This is a genomic window from Bradyrhizobium sp. 76 (genome assembly GCF_023073025.1).
Classification (GTDB): Bacteria; Pseudomonadota; Alphaproteobacteria; order Rhizobiales; family Xanthobacteraceae; genus Bradyrhizobium.
In genome coordinates, this window is record NZ_JADPIS010000090.1 from 1,109,584 (window position 1) to 1,126,655 (window position 17,072).

The following is a 17,072-nucleotide window of genomic DNA, read 5'->3' on the forward strand; positions in this document are numbered from 1 at the left end:
ACAGGGAAGGTCACGATGAATAAAGGACCGATGATTTCTGCAGCCGGCCGCAACGTTGTGTTGGCGGTTTTCGCAAGTCTCGCTCTGATTACGGCCTCTATCACGCCTTCGGCTGCCGACTCGCCCGCGCCCACCAAGGCCGCTGCCGCGGGCCCGGCCGCTCCGGCTGCCACCGATTTCAGCGCCGCTCGCCGCCACCGTTATTATCGACGAGGTCCGAACGCTGCAGGTCTCGCCTTCATGGGCGTGGCGGCAGGTCTGATCGGCGGCGCGATCGCAGAGAGCAGACGCCAAGAGTACTACGAGGACCGCTATAATTACGGACCCCGTCCTTACTACGGCGGCCAGGGATATTACGGCGGCGGCCCCTACTATGGTCCGCGTGGCTATTATCAGCAGTATTAGGCGCCTGTCTTCGCCTCAGTCTGGATTCGCGCCAAAGGGGCGGTGTTTTGCACCGCCCCTTGTTGCTTCTGCGCGAGGCGTGTCATTGCGCGGCCTGTGTCGCGGGCGCGTCAATCCCCTTCGGGAAAAATATTCCACTTTACCGAATTTCGGAAATAGCGTATCTGTCGTCCATCCCGGCTCATCCTTGAGGGGCGATCTTGTGGTCGTCACGTTCGCGAGCCGGGCTTGCGGTGGACGCGGCAGCGTTCGGGTGCGAGAGGTGTGGGCAGGGCGGATTGCTCTCCGTGAGCCCAAGGCTTCGTTCCGACGAGCGGCGCTGCTAGGCTTCGTCTCGTCATCAGGTCGGCGGCAACGTGCACAACGTCGTCGAAACCGGTGACGAAATGGCGGGCCGTGCGTACGGCAAAACCGTGTGGTCCTGGCCGTCGTTGCTACGGTCAAGCTCTGGCGAATGCGGCATCTGCGTCAACCGGCGTGGTGTCGGTGAATTTCGCGAGGGTGAGGGAGGCCAAAAGGAACTCGGCTCCCGGGAGAGCACGGCATAAGCCGTCCAATCATCGCGCAGGGAAGGCCGAGTGATTGGCTACACCTGTATGCTGCTGTGCGGTTTTCCTGCGTGTGCTTTTCGCGCAGCGGACCGCGGGTGCCAGCCGGCACCCGGCCTTCCCTGCGCCCTCTTGGACAAGAGGGTGAAGCGACGAAGCAAAGCTCGGGCGAAATCAGCCGCGAGGCTGCGAAGCTGTGTCTGCTTCAAAAATGCGAGCTGGAAGCGTGGCGCTGCCGCCTCATACTTCGTCATTGCGAGCGCAGCGAAGCAATCCAGAAATGCATCCGTGGAGAATGTCTGGATTGCTTCGTCGCAAGAGCTCCTCGCAATGGCGACGTGGAGGCAGTTTCGCTTGATCGCGCTAGGCTCCCCGCATCACCGTCCCGCTGGTGCAGACATCGCGCCGTTGGAATAGCGCGACCAGTCGGGCTCGGTCCGTTGTGATGGCCAGAGCGCGGCGTTGGAGTCGCGCACCGACTGGGTGATGGGATGGGGCTGCGCCTTGCGGACATGACGGCGGTCGTTCGCCGCGGCGATTTGGATCGTGGCGGCGGCAATCAGCGTCGCGCCGAGAATGATGAAAGTCTTTTGCATTGTTTCTTTCTCCCGTGACGACAGCCCGGCTGTGAGATTGTGTGTTTGTGTGCTCGCCGTCGCGGCTGACATGGCGACGCGCCCAGCCGATATCAGCGCTCGCGACATCACATTGGGGCGAGCCAATTTTCTAGCCTCGGCTAAATATTCGGCAATCGCGCCCGTTGCACCGGTGGACTTGCTCCCTCCAATCCGGTTCAATGGGCCAGATCTAGTTTTCAGGCGACAATGATGTCGAAATATCTGCTGGTCCTTCTGCTGATCGCTGCGCCAGCGGTGGCGCAGGTCAAGCTGACCCCAAAAAAATCGGTGGCGCATCCGGACCCCTGCGCGCCGATCGGGCATACCGCGGACGGCAAGCTGGTCTATTCCATGAAATGCGAGAATTTGCCGGTGCCGCCTCCGCCGCCGCAGGCGGAACTGAGGGAGGCGCCGCAGCCCGCCGCCGAGCCGGAGCCCGAGACGCGGCGGAGTGGCGTTTTCGGCTGGTCCTACGACCGCAGGTAACTTGAGGTGACTTGCCGCGCCCCTTGCGCGAAGCCCGATGGAATGCTCTTTGCCTGAAAATTCCCCGTGGGGCCACCGCCCCCCGATCCAGAGAGATGAGATGAGCAAACTCGTTATCCGTGCCGGCGACTTCACCTTCGATGCCCGTTTCGAGGAGCAAGCGGCGCCCAAGACTGTCGCCGCGTTCCGCAAGGCGCTGCCGTTCGAAAGCCACATCATCCACGTGCGCTGGAGCGGCGAGGGCGTGTGGATGCCGCTCGGCGACCTCGATTTCGGTGTCGGCTACGAGAACCACACCAGCTATCCCGCGCCCGGCCAGATCATCCTCTATCCCGGCGGCATCAGCGAGACCGAGATCCTGATGGCCTATGGCGGCGTGCACTTCGCGAGCAAGATGGGGCAGCTCGCCGGCAACCATTTCATCACGCTGACCTCCGGCCTGGAGAATTTGGCGACGCTCGGCAAGAGCGTGCTGTGGAAGGGCGCGCTGCCGATCCGCTTCGAGGAAGTCTGAGTGACTGGTACCCGCTACCCGCGCGATCTCCGCGGTTACGGCCGCAACCCGCCGCATCCGCAATGGCCCGGCAACGCGCGGGTCGCGGTGCAGTTCGTCGTCAATTTCGAGGAGGGCAGCGAAAACAACATCCTGCATGGCGACCCGGCCTCGGAAGCATTCCTGTCCGACGTGCTCGGCGCTCAGCCTTGGCCCGGCCAGCGCCACGCCAATATCGAATCGATGTTCGAATATGGCTCGCGCGCAGGGTTCTGGCGGCTGTGGCGGTTGTTCAGTGAGCGGAAGTGGCCGACCACCGTGTTCGGTGTCGCCACAGCGCTGAAGCGCAATCCGGACATCGTTGCTGCCATGAAGGAGGCGGGCTGGGACATCGCCAGCCACAGCCTGAAGTGGATCGAGCACAAGGACATGACCGAGGCGCAGGAGCGCGCGGAGATCGCGGAGGCGATCCGCGTCCACACCGCCGCGACAGGCTCGCGTCCGCTCGGCTGGTATACCGGACGCTCCTCGATCAACACCAACCGTCTGTTGCTGGAGGAGGGCGGCTTCCTCTATCTCAGCGATTCCTATGCCGATGATCTGCCCTATTGGATCAAGGGCGCGAGCGGCAAGCAGCTCGTCATTCCCTATACGCTCGACGCCAACGACATGCGCTTCATCAACCCGCAAGGATTTGCCGAAGGCGAGCAGTTCTTCACCTATCTGAAGGATGCCTTCGACGTGCTCTATGCCGAAGGCGAGAGCGCGCCGAAGATGATGTCGGTCGGCCTGCACTGTCGTCTCGCCGGTCGCCCCGGCCGTGCGGCGGGGCTGATCCGCTTCCTCGACTACATCGGCAAGCACGACCGCGTCTGGGTGCCGACACGGTTGCAGATCGCCCAGCATTGGCACGACAAGCTCGCGCACCTTGCGGCCGATGCATTCGAGATCGGGTGAGGACGATGTCGCAGATATCGCTGTCTGATCTCAATGCCGCCGAGGAAGCCGATTTCGTTGCCGCGCTCGCCAACGTCGTTGAATATTCGCCGTGGATCGCCGGGCAACTGGCCGCGAAGCGACCGTTCGCCGGCATCAACCAGTTGCACGCCGCGCTGATGGCGGCGATCCAGAGTGCCGAACCCGAGGTGCAATTGGCGCTGATCCGGGCGCATCCGGATATCGCCAACAAGGCCCAACGCGCGGCGGGGCTCACCGCGGAATCGACCGACGAGCAGAACAGCGCCGGCCTCGACCGGCTGTCGGATGCCGAATACGCGGCGTTCGAGCGCGTCAACAATGCCTATCGCGAGAAGTTCGACATCCCCTATATCGTCTGCGTGCGCCGTCACACCAAAGATTCCGTGCTGCGCGATTTCGAGACGCGGTTGCGCAATATCGCCAAGACCGAGACGCGGCGTGCGATCGAGGAGATTGGCCGCATCTCGGCTTTGCGGCTCGATCAACTCGTCGCAGCCGATGACAAGCTCAAGGTCCACGGCCGGCTCTCGACCCATGTGCTGGACAACCACGTCGGCAAGCCGGCGCCGGGCATTCCGGTCGAGCTGGTCGAACTCGCGAATCTTGGTGAGAGCCGTGTGATCGCGCGCACCGTGACGAACGCAGACGGCCGCACCGACCAGTCGCTGATAGGCGGCCGCCCGCTGCCCATCGGCCGCTACGAGCTCCGGTTTAGCGTCGCCAAATATTACGCCGAGCGCAACGTGCAGCTCACCGACCCGCCCTTCCTCGACGAGATCCCGCTGCGTTTCGCGATCAGCGAGCCGGAAAGCCACTACCACGTGCCGCTGCTCGTCACGCCCTGGAGCTATTCGACCTATCGCGGCAGCTAGACGTGTTGTGCGGTCGATGCGACTGACGCGGCGTCTGCTTCCGCCGCTGCACCACCGCTCAATCCGTTGAAGAAGGCATTGAGCAGCACGGAGACGATCGCACAGAGCAGAATGCCGGACTCCAGCAGCGGCTGGAGATCATGCGGCAAATTCCTGAAGAATCCGGGTGCGGCGAGCGGGATCAGGCCGAAGCCGATCGAGATCGCGACGATGAAGAGATTGTAGCGATTGTTGCGAAAGTCGACCGAGGTCAGGATGCGTGCGCCCGTCGCCGCGACCATGCCGAACATCACGAGGCCGGCGCCGCCGAGAACGACCAGCGGCACGGCCTCGACCAGTGCGGCGAGCTTCGGCAACAGGCCGAGCACGAGCATGATGCAGCCGCCCGTGACCGTCACCCAGCGCGAACGCACGCCGGTAACCGAGACGAGGCCGACATTCTGCGAGAACGACGTGTACGGGAAGGTGTTGAAGATGCCGCCGAGCAACGTGCCGACGCCGTCGGCGCGCAGGCCTCGGCTCAGGGCATCGCGATCGACCGTCTTGCCGGTGATGTCGCCGAGCGATGCTGCCGGTGACGACGGGCGGAAATAGCGGCAACAGCCGGCTGACGAACGGCGCTGCGACAACGCCAAACAGGCCGGCGGCGATCACCGAACCGTAGATGGCGAGCAGGCAGATGTCAGGTGAAGCCGCCATCGACAGCATCGGACCGACGGATGCGAAGGTCACGCCCATCATCACGGGCAGGCGGATGCCGACGCCGGGAAAACCAAGGCATTGCACCAGCGTCGCGAGTCCGCAGGCGAACAGGTCGGCACTGATCAAGAAAGCGACATCCTCCGGCGGCAGTTTCAGCGCGCGCCCGATGATCAGGGGCACCGCGACCGCGCCGGCATACATCACCAGCACATGCTGCAACCCGAGCGCCAGCAGGCGCGGGACCGGCAAGACCTCGTCGACGGGATGGACTTCGCTGCTCATGGATCAATCCCCCGAAATAGGCCTACCCAAACTTATCGTGCAGCGCCGGAAACAGCCTGTCCGGCTTGAAGGGCGGCGCCGTGAAGCGGATGCCCGTGGCATCGGCAATCGCGTTGCCGACGGCGGCGGCGACCGGATTGTACGGACTCTCGCTCATCGACTTAGCCCCCAGCGGGCCGATCGTGTCGGAGGTCTCGGCGAAGAAGACCTCGGTGCGGGGCACGTCGGCGAAGGAGGGAAGATGGTAGTCGCGAAATTTTGGGTTGACGACGCGGCCGTCTGCGTCGATCACCATCTCCTCGTAAAGCGCGGCACCGAGCGCCTGCGCGACACCGCCTTCGACCTGACCACGGCACTGCATGGGATTGGCGACGACGCCGGCGTCCGCCGCATGCACGCTCCTGAGAATCCGGAGCTCGCCGGTGCCCTTGCTCACGGCGACGCGAAAGCCTTGCACGTTGAAGCCGACCGAACGCGGCGTGCCGTCGGAATTGCCGGCGCCTGCGAACGGCTGTCCGCGTTCGCGCGCGAGCTTTGCCAACTCCACAAAGGACATCCGCCGCACGCCACTGACGACGGCTTCGCTCTCGAGCGTGCAGCTGCCGATGTCGCAGAGCCATGCGCCCGCGGCGGCCGCCTTCAGCTCGGTCGCAAGCTGTATGGCTGCTGCATGCGTCGCCTTGCCTGCCACGAACATGCCCGCGCTGCCATAGGCGCCGGTGTCGTGGCCGCCATGGGCGGTGTCGGACTGGCGCAGGCGGATCCGGTCGACGGTGGTCGCAAGCGTCGTCGCCGCGATCTGCCGGTGCACGGTGCTGGTGCCATTGCCGAATTCGGCGGTGCCGACGGTGAGATCGAAGCCGGCGTCGTCGTTGAGTGCGATCCTCGCATCCGCGAGATGGCCTGCCGGAGGCACCGTGTCGATCATGGTCAGCGCGATGCCGTCGCCGATCAGCCACTCCGGCGACAGGTCCGGCTGCGGACCATCAGCCTGCATCGCGCGCTCGACGAGGTCGAGACACTGGTCGAGCCCGTAGGAGCCGTATTGCACGTCGTGAAATTCCGACGGCGGCGGCGACAGCATGGGGTCGCCGCGCTTGACGACGTTGCGCCGGCGCATCTCGTAAGGGCTGATGCCGAGCTGCTTGGCCAGTTCGTCGATCGCGGCCTCGACCGCGATCAGTGTTTGCGGCAAGCCATAACCGCGAAACGCGCCGGCCGGCACCGTATTGGTGTAGACCGCGTAGCCGTCGACCCGCTTGTTCGGGCAATTGTAGACGCTGATGGATTCGGCCAGCGAGTGGAACATCACGGGGCCGGCGTGATTGCCGTAGGCGCCGGTATTGGAGAGCACGTCGAGCTGGAGCGCGGTGAGCTTGCCGTCCGCGTCTGCACCGGCCTTGACGTGGACCCGCATCGGATGCCGCGTCGACGTCGCGACGAACTGCTCCTCGCGGGTGAGCTCCAGCTTCACCGGCCGGCCGGTCTTGAGCGAGGCGAGCGCCAGAATGTCCTCGACGAACATCTCCTGTTTGCCGCCAAAGCCGCCGCCGACGCGCTCGCAGAGGACGCGGACCTTGTCCATGGGAAGCTCGAAGATATCAGACAGCGCGCGCCTGGTCAGGAACGGCACCTGCGTCGAGGTGCGGACATTGAGCACGCCGGAAGCGTCGAGCCAGGCGAGGCCGCCGTGGGTTTCCAAAGCGGCATGCTGCACACGGTGACTATGGAAGGTGCCCTCGAACGTGACGGCGGATGTCGCGAGCGCAGCCGCCACGTCGCCGAACTCGCCATGCGTCTCCGCGGCGAGGTTGCGCTGGGCGTCGGCAACGCGGTTCGCGGTGGTGCGATCGGGATGAACGATGGGTGCACCGGGCGCCATCGCTATTTCAGGGTCGATCAGCGCGGGGAGGACCTCGTAATCAACCTTCAGCCGGCGGCATGCGTCCTCGGCGGCGGCTTCGCTGTCTGCGACCACGGCGGCGACCTTCTGGCCGATGAAGCGGACGATGTCGTCGAGAACACGAGTGTCCTCGGGATCCATCCAGTCCTTCTCATGCCGCGCGGTCGACATCAGAGTGGTTGGCGCATCCTCATGCGTCAGCACCGCGTGCACGCCGGGAACGCTCAGGGCTTCCGACTTGTCGATCGCGACGATTCTCGCGTGCGCGTGCGGTGACCGGAGCAGCTTGATATGCAGCAAGCCATCAATCTGCGTGTCGAACGTGTAGCGCGCCTTGCCGCGCACGACATCGGGGCCAGCTGGCGCCGGCAGGCTGCGGCCGAATGCGGCGCCGGCCTCGACGTTCGCCTCGATATTGGTCTTGCCGAGCAACGCATCCTCGATCGAACGATACCCGGTGCAGCGGCAGATATTGCCCTTCAGCGCGACGCCGAGATCGGTGCGCTGCGCCTGGTTCAGCGAGGCGCAGGTCAGGATCATGCCGGCGGTGCAGAAGCCGCATTGAAAGCCCTGCGCATCGAGGAAAGCCTGCTGCATCGGGTGCGCGCCGCCGTCTCCGCCGAGACCTTCGATCGTGGTGACGGCGCGCCCCTCGGCACGGAAGGCCGGGATCAGGCAGCTATGCACCGGCTCGCCGTCCAGCAGCACGGTGCAGGCGCCGCAATCGCCGGCGTCGCAGCCCTTCTTCACGCCGAAATGGCCGAGCTCGCGCAGGAACGTGCGCAGGCACTGGCCGGCGCGTGGCTCCTGCGCAAACGTCGTGCCGTTGACCTCGAAGCTCATGACGACGGTGCTCCGAGGAGTTCGTCGCGGATCTCTTCGGCAAGCCGCAGTGTCATGTGCTTGCGCCAGAGCGGCTTGCCGTGGATGTCGGTGTGGTACAGATCGTCCGTGATCTGCTGCGCGATGGCGTCGCGGAGCGCTGTCACGTCGGGGGCCTCGCGAACGGACAACCGGATCGGCCGCACCGTCGAGGCGGTGACCGTGAGCGTCAGCGTGCCATCGGCATCCAGACTGCCGATCACCAGCGCCGCCGAGCGGCCGACCGGCGCCAGCGAGATCTGGCGAAAGACCGTACGACGCTTCAAGGCGGCAATCGGGATATCGATCTGCCGGAGCAGGTCCCCCGGCGCCAGAAGGTTGCGCTGGTTGCCGGTGACGAAGTCGACGACAGGCATCATCTGTTCGCCGCCGCCGGCCTTCCAGATGGTGCAAACACCGTCGAGCGCCGCGGTGAGCGAGATCATCGGTCCCGCCGGCAGCGACATGCAGAGGTTGCCGCCGACGGTCGCCGTCTTCCAGATCTTGAACGAAGCAAGGAAGGCGCGGCAGCACTGGTTGATCAGCGGCGCCGCGAACCAGTCGGGTGGGCAGACGAATCCATCGAGCTGCGCAACGGTACAGGTGGCCGCGATGCTGAAATGGCTCTCGGTGACCGTCAGCGCCGGCCATTTGAGGTCGGTGAGATCGATGAGCCGAGTCAGGTGAACTTGCGGCTCCGAGAACAGCCAGGTGCCGCCCGCGAGCCAAGCATCACCTGGCGTCCAAACGGGCAGCTGCGCGCGCGTTTGCGGATGGGTGACCGCTGTGATGGTATTCAAGTCCATGGCGACGCCAGGCTTCCAACGAGTGAATCGAACCAGGAGAAAGTCTTGCAAGACGAGCGCCAAGTCGCAACAACAAGTCGCAGCAAAAGTGCAATCGGGCCGGCTTCTGCCTTGCAGGCCTGTCGTCAGCGGATGTTACGAGGAGCAGATTCATGAGCGACGCAAAGCCGATCTGGATCAGGGATCCCCTGGCTATCCTCGCCGATGGCGCCGAGCGCGGGATCGTGGTGAAAGGCGGCCGGATCGTCGAGCTGGTGCCGGCCGGCGCTGCGCCCGCAACCGCTGACGTCGCGGTGTTCGACGCAAGCGAGCATGTCGTGCTGCCCGGCCTCATCAACACCCATCATCACTTCTACCAGACGCTGACACGGGCGCTACCCGCGGCGATGGACCGCGAGCTGTTTCCCTGGCTCCAGGCGCTCTATCCGGTGTGGGCGAAGCTGACGCCGGATGCGCTCGAACTCGGCGTCACCGTGGCGATGTCCGAACTGCTGCTGTCGGGCTGCACCACCACGACGGATCATCACTACGTATTTCCGGCAGGGCTCGAAGACGCCGTCGATATCGAGGTGGGGGTGGCCAGGCGGCTCGGCGTGCGCGTGCTGCTCACACGCGGCTCGATGAACCTGTCGCAGCGCGATGGCGGCCTGCCCCCTGACAGTGTCGTGCAGGACGAGGACACCATCCTCGCGGACAGCGCGCGCGTGGTCGCCAGCCACCACCAGCGCGGCGCGGATGCCATGGTGCAGATCGCGCTCGCGCCTTGCTCGCCGTTCTCGGTGACGACGTCCTTGATGCGCGCCACCGCCGATCTGGCCGACAAGCTCGACGTACGCCTGCACACCCATCTCGCCGAGACCGAGGACGAGAACAAATTCTGCCAGGAGATGTATGGCTGCCGTCCGCTCGACTATCTCGAACAATGCGGCTGGCTCAATGCGCGGACGTGGCTCGCCCATGGCATCTTCTTCAACGCAGACGAGATGAAGCGGCTCGGCAAGGCGAAGACGACCATCAGTCATTGCGCCTGCAGCAATCAACTCCTGGCCTCCGGCTGCTGTCCCGTCTGCGAGATGGAGGAGGCCGGCGTTGGCATCGGGCTTGGTGTCGACGGATCGGCCTCGAACGACGGATCGAACCTGATGCAGGAGGTGCGGGCCGCGTTCCTGCTGCAACGGGCGCGCTACGGGGTGACGAAGGTCAGTCACAAGGATGCGCTGCGCTGGGCCACCAAGGGCTCGGCAGCCTGCGTCGGCCGGCCGGAACTCGGCGAGATCGCCGTCGGCAAGGCGGCCGATCTCGCGCTGTTCAGGCTCGACGAGCTACGCTTCTCCGGCCATGGCGATCCCCTGGCGGCACTGGTGCTGTGCGGGGCGCATCGGGCCGATAGGGTGATGGTGGCAGGAAAATGGGTCGTGATCGACGGCGCGGTCCCCGGCCTAGATGTGGCAGACCTCATCCACCGTCACAGTTCGGCGGCGCGGGCCATGCAGGCGGGATAGTATCCAGGCGAAGATAGAAAGAGGGGGCGACCACAAGTGCCGGGTGCTTCTGGCCACCCCCTCCGAACCTCCTCCGGGAGGAGCAGGTGATTTAGGCGATGCAAGAAGCGTGCTACTTGCCCGGCAGCTTGTCGTCGATGCCCTTGACGTAAAAATTCATGCCGAGGATCTGGCCGTCGTCGAGATTGGCGCCGCCCTTGCACTCGACGGGCTTGCCGTCCTGCCCAAGGACCGGGCACTTGAACGGATGCAACTTGCCCGCGGTGATCGCGGCCTGGGCATCCTCGGCGATCTTCTTCACGTCGTCAGGCATATTGGTGTAGGGCGCCATCGCGAACATGTGGCTGTCGAGGCCGCCCCAGCTGTCCTCGGATTTCCAGGTTCCGTCGAGCTCGGCCTTGACGCGGGCGATGTAGTACGGACCCCAGGTATCTAGGATCGAGGTCAGCTGGGTCTTCGGTCCGAACTTGATCATCTCGGAATCCTGGCCGAAGGCGAGCTTGCCGCGTTCGCTGGCGATCTGCATTGCCGCCGGCGAATCCGTGTGCTGCATGATGACGTCGGCACCCTGGTCGATCAGCGCCTTGGCGGCGTCGGCCTCCTTGCCCGGGTCGAACCAGGTGTTGGCCCAAATGATCTTGACCTTGATGTTCGGGTTGATGGTCTGCGCGGCGAGGATCGTCGCGTTGATGCCGGAGACGACCTCGGGAATCGGGAACGAGCCGATATAGCCGAGCACGCCGGACTTCGACATCTTGGCCGCGATCAGGCCCTGGATGTAGCGGCCCTGATACCATTTAGCCGAATAGGTCGACATGTTCGGGTTGTGCTTGTAGCCGGTCGCGTGCTCGAAATGGACGTTCGGATATTTCTTCGCGACCTTCAGCGTCGGATCCATGTAGCCGAACGAGGTGGTGAAGATCAGCTTGTTGCCGGCGCGGACGAGCTGCTCGATGGAGCGCTCGGCGTCGGGGCCTTCAGGCACGTTTTCGAGAAAGGTGGTCTCGATCTTGTCGCCGAGCTCCTTCACTAGCGCCTGGCGTGCCAGCTCATGCTGATAGGTCCAGCCGAGGTCACCGACCGGGCCGAGGTAGATAAATCCGACTTTCAGCTTGTCGGCTGCGGAGGCTGCACTGACGCTCCCGGCAAGCAAGAGCCCGGCAGCCAGCGCAAGAAGTGATTTCCTCATCATCAATCTCCAAATGTCAGGGGAAAGCCACGATCCGCAACGTGCGCGCCCCATCGCGCACGGTGTGGAAATGAAACTCAGCGGTCAGGCACGAACACGGTGCCAAGCGCAGCCGGTGCGGTCGATCCACCCGTGCGCGCGCGGGAGAGCAGGACCAGGACGACGACAGTCGCAAGGTAAGGCAGCGCCGACATCAACTGCGAGGGAATGCCGACGCCCCAGCCCTGCGCGTGCAGCTGCAGGATCGTCACCGCGCCGAACAGATAGGCGCCGACCACGAGGCGGCCCGGCCGCCAGGACGAGAACACCACCAGCGCCAGCGCGATCCAGCCGCGTCCCGCGGTCATGCCCGGAATGAAGAACGGCGTATAGGCGAGCGGCAGATAGGCACCGGCAAGTCCGGCGCAGGCGCCGCCGAACATCACCGCTAAGGTGCGGATGCGCAGCACGGGATAGCCGAGCGCATGCGCGGAGACATGGTTGTCGCCGCAGGCGCGCAGGATCAATCCTGGCCGCGTGCGGTACAGGAACCACCAGACGCCGACGACCAGCGCCAGCGAGAAATAGACAAAGGCGTCCTCGCCGAACAACACGCGGCCGACCAGCGGAATATCCGTGAGACCGGGAATATTGAGATGTCGCGCCGGGGTGATGCGCTCGCCGACGAAACCGGCGCCGATCAGGCCGGAGAGTCCGACGCCCAGGATGGTCAGCGCAAGACCCGTTGCAACCTGGTTGACCGCAAGTCCGAGCGCCATCAGTGCGAAGACCAGTGACATCAGCGTGCCGGCGACGATGCCAAACAGTGCGCCAATGAAGATCGAGCCGGTCAGCCACGCACCTGCAAAGCCACACGCGGCACCGACGATCATCATGCCCTCGACGCCGAGATTGAGTACTCCGGAGCGCTCGGTCACGAGCTCGCCGGTCGCCGCGATCAGGAGCGGCGTCGAAGCGGCGAGCACTGCGAGAATGATGGCTTCAATGAGTTCCACGAGCCACCTGTCGGTTCGGGAAGACCAGCTTGAAGCGGTAGAGAATGAGGGAATCGCAGGCGAGCACGTAGAACAGCAGGATGCCTTGAAAAACCTTGGTGACGTCCAACGGGATCTTCATCGCGATCTGCGCCTGCTCGCCGCCGATAAAGGTCAACGCGAGAAAAAGGCCTGCAATTAATATTCCAAGGGGGTTCAACCGGCCGAGAAAGGCCACGATGATCGCCGTAAAACCGTAACCCGGCGAGATGCCGGGCTGGAGATGTCCGACCGGACCCGCGACCTCGATGATGCCGGCGAGGCCGGCCAGCGCGCCCGAGACGGCGAAGGTCAGGATGATCAACTGGTTGGAATTGAAGCCGCCGAACCGCGCGGCGCGAGGCGCCGCACCGACCACGCGAATCTCGAATCCCTTGATGGTGCGCCCGAGCAGGATCGCCACCGCCGCGACGACGAGAAGGGCGATGATGGAGCCGAGATGCAGCCGGCCGCCTTCGATCAGCAGCGGCACCGTTGCGACCGGATCGAACTCGGCGGTGGTCGGGAAGTTGAAACCGTGTGGATCGCGCCAGGGGCCGCGCACGAGATAGTCGAGGAAGAGATCGGCGACATAGACCAGCATCAGGCTGGTCAGGATTTCGCTGGCGCCGAACTTCACCTTGCAGATTGCCGGGATCAGTGCGTAGAGCGCGCCCGCCGCGGCGGCGAGCACGAGCATGACCGGCAGCACCCAGACGCCGGCGTCGGTGCCCTGCGTCTTCACCGCAATCCAGCTTCCGGCGACTGCACCAATCAGGAACTGCCCTTCGGCGCCGATGTTCCAGGCATTGGCGAGATAGCAGAGCGATAGTCCGATCGCGATCATCACCAGCGGAGTTGCCTTCACCGCGATTTCTTGGAGCGAATAGCTGTCGGTCAAAGGCGCGATGAAATAGGCGTGCAGGGCGAGCAGCGGATTCTTGCCGAGGATCGCGAACAGGATGACCATGGTCACGATCGTGAGGCCGATCGCGATCAGCGGAGAGATCAGCGCGATCGTGTTGGAGCGCTCGGCGCGCTTCTCAAGCACCAACTGCATGCGCGGCCTCCTTCGGCTCCAGCGTGCTGCCGCCCATCAACAGGCCGAGTTTTTCGCGCGTCGCCTCGCTGGTGGCGAGCGGTGCAGACAGATGGCCATGGAACATCACGGCGATGCGGTCGGCGATTTCCGCGAGCTCGTCGAGGTCCTGGCTGGTGACGAGCACGGCGGCGCCTGCGGTTGCGAGATCAAGCAGCGCCTGGCGGATGACGGCGGCAGCGCCGGCGTCGACGCCCCAGGTCGGCTGGCTCACCACCAGCACCGCGGGATGGCGCAGGATCTCGCGTCCCACAATGAACTTCTGCAAATTGCCGCCGGAGAGGGATGCTGCTTCCGGATCGCGCTTGGCCTTGCGGACGTCGAACGTCTCGGTTGCGCGGTCGACCGTCTTCAGAGTGGCCGCAGTATCGATGAAGCCGTGATGGACCATGCCGCTGGCGGCATGCCCGGTGAGAAGGGCATTCTCCGAAAGCTTCATGCGGGGCGCGGTGCCGTGGCCGAGCCGCTCCTCGGGAACGAAGGCCGCGCCGAGCTTGCGGCGCTGCGTGATCGAGAGATGGCCGGCAGCAAGGCCTTCGATCACGATCGTGCCGGGATCTTTCGACAGGCGTTCGCCGGAGAGCGCGGCGAACAATTCGTCTTGGCCGTTGCCGGCAACCCCGGCGATGCCGAGGATCTCGCCGCCTTTCAGCTCGAACGAGATGTGCTCGAGCCGCACGCCATGCGCCTCGCCGGGGGCGAGCGAGAGATCGTTGACGACGAGGCGCGGCACCGTGGTCTGCCGGCCGGCGGCCGCCTTCACTTCCTTGATCTCGCCGCCGACCATCATGCGCGCGAGCGAAGCGGCGGTCTCAAGCCTGGGATTGCAGGTCTCCACCTTCTTGCCGCCGCGCAGGATCGTTGCCGTGTCGCACAGGCGCTTCACCTCTTCGAGCTTGTGACTGATATAGAGGATCGCGCGGCCTTCGGCCTTGAGCCGCTCCAGCACGATGAAGAGCTGGTCGGATTCCTGTGGCGTCAGCACCGCGGTGGGCTCGTCAAGGATCAGGAATTGTGGATCCTGCATGAGCGCGCGAACGATCTCGATGCGCTGGCGTTCGCCGACCGACAATTGCCAGACCTCGCGTTTGGGATCGAGCGGCAATCCATAAGTCTTCGACACCTGCTCAAGCCGCGCCGACATGTCCTTGAAGGATTCTTTTCCGTCGAGGCCGAGCGCGACGTTCTCGGCGACGGTGAGATTGTCAAACAACGAGAAGTGCTGGAACACCATGCCGATGCCGCGGCTGCGCGCTTCCGAGGGGCCGGACAGCACGATCGGCTGGCCCTGCCAGAAAATCTGGCCAGCGCTGGGCTGGATCAGCCCGTAGATCGCCTTGACCAGCGTCGACTTGCCGGCGCCGTTCTCGCCCAGCAGCGCGTGGATTTCCGTTGGCCAGATATCGATGTCGATGGCATCGTTGGCGAGGAAATCGCCATAGCGCTTGGTGAGCCCGACCGTCCTGAGGAGCGGGGACTCGCCGGAATGCAGGCTCTTAGCCGTGGGATCCAACATTCGCTGATGCGCTTGCATGGGGTGAAGTGCCTCAATACTGGGCTAGTTTGAACCGCCGCGTAAGGTGTGAAAAAGCGTCATCCCTTGCTCAACGCTTCGGCAGGCAAGTGGTGTCGGCGAGTCGCGGCTGTCGCCGGGAGGCGATCGTCCTCAAATGCCTGCCGAGCAGCCTTTGCAGTCCCGACTTGCGTGCGACGCGTGTTGCAAATTTGTGACGGCTCAAGCCAAATCGGAACCCGCTATGCAGGCTTGGCGTGAAGTTAAGCAGAGACGCGCCATCACGCGTATGCATTTGCGAACACCGCGACAGTAGCTCCCGCCCATCTTGTCTGCCTCGTCCGCTCGACATGAAAAGGCGAGCGAAATCAAACGGGAATATCCGGCAATGGCCGCTCTCGCCTGACGTGTGGCGGTGAGGCTTGGCCTTCCAAATCCGCCAGTGAAACGCAGCACCCTGTGCAAACAAGCGGCATGCCTTGAAACAAGTTGAGGCTTCTCACTCCGGGAGATCGGCGCAAGTGTCGCACCCAAGGGACGTTCATTTTTACGTGTCCAAACTTGGGGGTATTCGATGTCGTTTCGTATGAAGGCAGTTGCGGCCGCGGCGCTGTCACTTGCTACGCTCGCTACCGGTGGCATGGCTCAGGCAGCCGACTTGCCGGTCAAGGCTGCCAAGAAGGCGGCCGACCTTCCGTTCTTCCTGGTGATCGACGACCGCGTCACCTTCTCCTACATCTTCAATGCCTCGCAGCCCGGTGCGTTCACCAACACCAACGGTGTGATCAACGCCAAGACGACGAAGCAGGTCTACTCCTTCACCCACTTCGATGCCTGGACTTACGGCACCAACTTCTTCACCATCTCGATGTTCAAGTCGGACCACAACGATCCGGCAGGCCCCTGCACCGCCACAGGTGTGGTCGTTTCGCCGGCTGCGGGCTTCGCTGCGACGCCGACGAGCTGTGCCGGCGCGACAGAAATCTACGGCCTTTTCCGCTCAACCTTCGGCTGGAACGAGATCTTCAACACCAAGGCCTTCACGCAAGGCCCCCTGCACAACATCTCGTTCGAGGTTGGTATGGATGCCAACACGGAGAACCGGTATTTCGGCGCCGCCAAGCGCGACGTTGTCGCGGGTCTGCAGTTCGCCTTCGATCTTCCCTATAAGGGCTACTTCAACGTCGCGCCGCTGGTGTACTGGGAGTTCGCCAACCACAACTCCTTCTCGCAGTGCGGCGCCGGTTGGTCCGCTCCGTGTATTGCCGACGGCAACACGTCGTTCAAGCCGACCTGGGCGATCGAAACCAACTACTATATGGACCTCGGCTTCCTGCCGCAGAACATGCAGTATTTCTCGATCAGCGGCCGCGCGGCGTGGTACGGCAAGAAGGGCACCGACACTGAGCCGCTTCCCGCCAGCGTCGCCAACGGCGTCTATCCCACCAAGGTCGAGTTCAACTCCGAGCCAATCCGCCTGACCCTCGATGCCTCGAAGGCGATTTGGGGCGACAAGTACTCGCACTTCGTCGACGTCTGGGTCGCCTATCGCTACTGGCAGAACAAGTTCGGCCTCGATCACAACAATGCCTTTGCTTGCACCACCTTCGTCGGTGGTACGAAGGTGAGCACCGGATCCTGCACCGAGTCCTCGCTCTACTCCGGTATCACTGTGAAGTTCTAACCACCTGACACTCTTCAGGTGAATGACGATGACGCCGCGTCAAACCTCCGCGGCGTCATCTTCGTTCGGGGGATGGGCTGGGTACCGTCAGGCAGCCCTTCAATGAGCGCGGGGCAAGG

14 protein-coding genes and 1 pseudogene are annotated in these 17,072 nt (G+C 64.0%); 7 read left to right on the forward strand and 8 right to left on the reverse strand.

Annotated elements, in window-relative coordinates:
• Positions 1–15: 15 nt before the first annotated feature.
• The gene (locus tag IVB48_RS21950; protein ID WP_247402800.1) at positions 16–405 is read left to right on the forward strand and encodes a hypothetical protein; all 390 of its coding nucleotides are present in this window, start codon (positions 16–18) and stop codon (positions 403–405) included.
• Positions 406–1,330: 925 nt separating this feature from the next.
• Here IVB48_RS21950 and IVB48_RS21955 read toward each other — a convergent pair.
• Positions 1,331–1,549, reverse strand: coding sequence for a hypothetical protein (locus IVB48_RS21955; protein WP_027566578.1), 219 nt, complete (start codon positions 1,547–1,549; stop codon positions 1,331–1,333).
• Between the two features lie 228 nt (positions 1,550–1,777).
• Between IVB48_RS21955 and IVB48_RS21960 the strand changes: the two genes are divergently transcribed.
• The 4 genes from IVB48_RS21960 (at position 1,778) to uraD (ending at position 4,399) form a co-directional block, all read left to right on the forward strand.
• Positions 1,778–2,056: a hypothetical protein gene (locus IVB48_RS21960; protein WP_035961174.1), complete on the forward strand. Its 279-nt coding sequence runs from the start codon at positions 1,778–1,780 to the stop codon at positions 2,054–2,056.
• A gap of 100 nt (positions 2,057–2,156) precedes the next feature.
• A complete protein-coding gene (locus tag IVB48_RS21965) occupies positions 2,157–2,570 on the forward strand; it encodes a DUF3830 family protein (protein WP_027566580.1) in 414 nt (137 codons plus the stop codon).
• Entirely contained in the window at positions 2,571–3,506 is a 936-nt protein-coding gene (puuE, locus tag IVB48_RS21970; protein WP_247402802.1) for an allantoinase PuuE, read from the forward strand.
• Between the two features lie 5 nt (positions 3,507–3,511).
• Positions 3,512–4,399 carry a 2-oxo-4-hydroxy-4-carboxy-5-ureidoimidazoline decarboxylase gene (uraD, locus tag IVB48_RS21975; protein ID WP_247402805.1) on the forward strand — a complete coding sequence of 296 codons (888 nt, stop codon included), beginning with the start codon at positions 3,512–3,514 and terminating at the stop codon, positions 4,397–4,399.
• Here uraD and IVB48_RS21980 read toward each other — a convergent pair.
• The 3 genes and pseudogenes from IVB48_RS21980 to IVB48_RS21990 form a co-directional block, all read right to left on the reverse strand.
• Positions 4,396–5,383: pseudogene (locus tag IVB48_RS21980) on the reverse strand (solute carrier family 23 protein). The gene uraD and the pseudogene IVB48_RS21980 overlap by 4 nt on opposite strands.
• Positions 5,384–5,405: 22 nt before the next feature.
• Positions 5,406–8,129: a molybdopterin-dependent oxidoreductase gene (locus IVB48_RS21985; protein WP_247402808.1), complete on the reverse strand. Its 2,724-nt coding sequence runs from the start codon at positions 8,127–8,129 to the stop codon at positions 5,406–5,408.
• The gene (locus IVB48_RS21990; RefSeq protein ID WP_247402811.1) at positions 8,126–8,953 is read right to left on the reverse strand and encodes an FAD binding domain-containing protein; all 828 of its coding nucleotides are present in this window, start codon (positions 8,951–8,953) and stop codon (positions 8,126–8,128) included. Before IVB48_RS21990 ends, IVB48_RS21985 begins: the two co-directional genes overlap by 4 nt.
• A 152-nt stretch (positions 8,954–9,105) precedes the next feature.
• Here IVB48_RS21990 and IVB48_RS21995 point away from each other — a divergent pair, with 152 nt between their 5' ends.
• Positions 9,106–10,455, forward strand: coding sequence for an 8-oxoguanine deaminase (locus IVB48_RS21995; RefSeq protein ID WP_247402815.1), 1,350 nt, complete (start codon positions 9,106–9,108; stop codon positions 10,453–10,455).
• Between the two features lie 112 nt (positions 10,456–10,567).
• Here the strand turns inward: IVB48_RS21995 and IVB48_RS22000 are convergent, their stop codons facing one another.
• The 4 genes from IVB48_RS22000 to IVB48_RS22015 all read right to left on the reverse strand — a co-directional run bounded on the left by IVB48_RS22000 (position 10,568) and on the right by IVB48_RS22015 (position 15,272).
• Positions 10,568–11,644 (reverse strand): BMP family ABC transporter substrate-binding protein, encoded by a 1,077-nt coding sequence (locus tag IVB48_RS22000; protein WP_247402818.1) that lies wholly within the window; start codon positions 11,642–11,644, stop codon positions 10,568–10,570.
• 77 nt (positions 11,645–11,721) lie between these two features.
• Positions 11,722–12,639, reverse strand: coding sequence for an ABC transporter permease (locus tag IVB48_RS22005; RefSeq protein WP_247402821.1), 918 nt, complete (start codon positions 12,637–12,639; stop codon positions 11,722–11,724).
• Positions 12,626–13,717, reverse strand: a complete 1,092-nt coding sequence (locus IVB48_RS22010; RefSeq protein WP_247402824.1) for an ABC transporter permease — start codon at positions 13,715–13,717, stop codon at positions 12,626–12,628. Before IVB48_RS22010 ends, IVB48_RS22005 begins: the two co-directional genes overlap by 14 nt.
• Entirely contained in the window at positions 13,701–15,272 is a 1,572-nt protein-coding gene (locus IVB48_RS22015) for an ABC transporter ATP-binding protein (RefSeq protein WP_247402827.1), read from the reverse strand. Before IVB48_RS22015 ends, IVB48_RS22010 begins: the two co-directional genes overlap by 17 nt.
• A gap of 571 nt (positions 15,273–15,843) precedes the next feature.
• Between IVB48_RS22015 and IVB48_RS22020 the strand changes: the two genes are divergently transcribed.
• Positions 15,844–16,953, forward strand: a complete 1,110-nt coding sequence (locus IVB48_RS22020; RefSeq protein ID WP_027566591.1) for a hypothetical protein — start codon at positions 15,844–15,846, stop codon at positions 16,951–16,953.
• The last annotated feature ends 119 nt before the right edge of the window (positions 16,954–17,072 follow it).